Source organism: Winslowiella arboricola (assembly GCF_025527015.1).
In the GTDB taxonomy this organism is placed as follows: Bacteria; Pseudomonadota; Gammaproteobacteria; order Enterobacterales; family Enterobacteriaceae; genus Erwinia; species Erwinia arboricola.
Genome location: NZ_JAODIM010000027.1, coordinates 1 through 2,079, shown reverse-complemented (window position 1 = coordinate 2,079; position 2,079 = coordinate 1). Strand labels below are relative to the sequence as shown.

The following is a 2,079-nucleotide window of genomic DNA, read 5'->3' as shown; positions in this document are numbered from 1 at the left end:
CGCTGCCGCAGCTTCGGTGCATGGTTTAGCCCCGTTACATCTTCCGCGCAGGCCGACTCGACCAGTGAGCTATTACGCTTTCTTTAAATGATGGCTGCTTCTAAGCCAACATCCTGGCTGTCTGTGCCTTCCCACATCGTTTCCCACTTAACCATGACTTTGGGACCTTAGCTGGCGGTCTGGGTTGTTTCCCTCTTCACGACGGACGTTAGCACCCGCCGTGTGTCTCCCGTGATAACATTCTCCGGTATTCGCAGTTTGCATCGGGTTGGTAAGCCGGGATGGCCCCCTAGCCGAAACAGTGCTCTACCCCCGGAGATGAATTCACGAGGCGCTACCTAAATAGCTTTCGGGGAGAACCAGCTATCTCCCGGTTTGATTGGCCTTTCACCCCCAGCCACAAGTCATCCGCTAATTTTTCAACATTAGTCGGTTCGGTCCTCCAGTTAGTGTTACCCAACCTTCAACCTGCCCATGGCTAGATCACCGGGTTTCGGGTCTATACCCTGCAACTTAACGCCCAGTTAAGACTCGGTTTCCCTGCGGCTCCCCTATACGGTTAACCTTGCTACAGAATATAAGTCGCTGACCCATTATACAAAAGGTACGCAGTCACCCCACATTTAAGAGGCTTCCACTGCTTGTACGTACACGGTTTCAGGTTCTGTTTCACTCCCCTCGCCGGGGTTCTTTTCGCCTTTCCCTCACGGTACTGGTTCACTATCGGTCAGTCAGGAGTATTTAGCCTTGGAGGATGGTCCCCCCATATTCAGACAGGATGTCACGTGTCCCGCCCTACTCATCGAACTCACAGCAAGTGCATTTTTGTGTACGGGAGTATCACCCTGTACCCTGCGACTTTCCAGACGCTTCCACTAATGCACAAACTGATTCAGGTTCTGGGCTGTTCCCCGTTCGCTCGCCGCTACTGGGGGAATCTCGGTTGATTTCTTTTCCTCTGGGTACTTAGATGTTTCAGTTCCCCAGGTTCGCCTCGTTAAGCTATGTATTCACTTAACGATAATGCACCGTAGTGCATTGGGTTTCCCCATTCGGGTATCGACGGGTATAGCGCCTCATATCGGCTTACCGTCGCTTATCGCAGATTAGCACGCCCTTCATCGCCTCTGACTGCCAGGGCATCCACCGTGTACGCTTAGTCGCTTAACCTCACAACCCGGAAGTGTCTTTCGACTCTTCTGAGCTGCAAGCATTTGAGAGACTCGAACATATCGTGATTCATTTCTTATTACGGAGAAATGAGACGACATGTCGTTTCAATTTTCAGCTTGTTCCGGATTTTTAAAGAGCAAATATCTCAAACGTGACTCGCCCTGCGGCATAATCAGTTTTGAGATACTGGGTTGATAACGTCTTTCACTTCGTTATCAGAGTATGGCGTCCCCAAGGGGATTCGAACCCCTGTTACAGCCGTGAAAGGGCAGTGTCCTGGGCCTCTAGACGATGGGGACTCTGTTACTGTTGCTCGTTACTTTCATCAGACAATCTGTGTGGGCACTGCGCGGGGTATCTTCACATAGGTAAGGAGGTGATCCAACCGCAGGTTCCCCTACGGTTACCTTGTTACGACTTCACCCCAGTCATGAATCACAAAGTGGTAAGCGCCCTCCCGAAGGTTAAGCTACCTACTTCTTTTGCAACCCACTCCCATGGTGTGACGGGCGGTGTGTACAAGGCCCGGGAACGTATTCACCGTAGCATTCTGATCTACGATTACTAGCGATTCCGACTTCACGGAGTCGAGTTGCAGACTCCGATCCGGACTACGACGCACTTTATGAGGTCCGCTTGCTCTCGCGAGTTCGCTTCTCTTTGTATGCGCCATTGTAGCACGTGTGTAGCCCTGGCCGTAAGGGCCATGATGACTTGACGTCATCCCCACCTTCCTCCGGTTTATCACCGGCAGTCTCCTTTGAGTTCCCGACATTACTCGCTGGCAACAAAGGATAAGGGTTGCGCTCGTTGCGGGACTTAACCCAACATTTCACAACACGAGCTGACGACAGCCATGCAGCACCTGTCTCACGGTTCCCGAAGGCACTAAGGCATCTCTGCCGA

At 51.9% G+C, this 2,079-nt stretch carries 1 tRNA gene and 2 rRNA genes; all 3 read right to left on the bottom strand.

The features are described from left to right. Nucleotides 1-1,170 (bottom strand): 23S ribosomal RNA (locus tag N5923_RS00155); the annotation flags it as partial. Between the two features lie 226 nt (nt 1,171-1,396). Then, nucleotides 1,397-1,472, bottom strand: a tRNA-Glu gene (locus N5923_RS00150). A gap of 70 nt (nt 1,473-1,542) precedes the next feature. Further along, nucleotides 1,543-2,079 (bottom strand): 16S ribosomal RNA (locus tag N5923_RS00145); the annotation flags it as partial.